Genomic DNA, 454 nt, shown 5'->3' on the forward strand with positions numbered 1-454 from the left:
CTCCGATTCACTTCGTTACACGAGGATTCCCACACATGAGGCCGTGACGATTCCCGCAGTCGGATTTGGCACGCTCATTCCGGACCCGCTCGTGACCAGGCAGGCCACCAGGGCTGCATTGGAGGCCGGATTTCGACATCTCGATTGCGCCGAGCGCTATCGCAACGAAGAGGCCGTCGGCGACGCGCGACAGGTCGCGTTCAGCGCGGGCACGCTTCGTCGCCAGGACCTGTTCGTTACGACGAAGCTATGGAACACCAATCATCGGCCGGAACGGGTCAGGCCCGCCTTCGACGCCAGTCGCCGGCGGCTGCAACTCGACGAAATCGACTGCTACATCATCCATACACCCTTCGCCTTTCAACCCGGCGATGATCAGAACCCGAGGGATGCGAGCGGCCATGTGATCTACGATTCAGGCGTGACGCTGGCGGAGACTTGGGGGGCGCTGGAG

1 protein-coding gene is annotated in these 454 nt (G+C 62.3%); it reads left to right on the plus strand.

The window, feature by feature from the left end:
- Positions 1–454, plus strand: a 454-nt coding sequence (locus tag CVM73_RS38835) for an aldo/keto reductase (protein WP_245452563.1), incomplete at both ends; no start/stop codon positions are given.

This window comes from Bradyrhizobium forestalis, assembly GCF_002795245.1.
Classification (GTDB): domain Bacteria; phylum Pseudomonadota; class Alphaproteobacteria; order Rhizobiales; family Xanthobacteraceae; genus Bradyrhizobium; species Bradyrhizobium forestalis.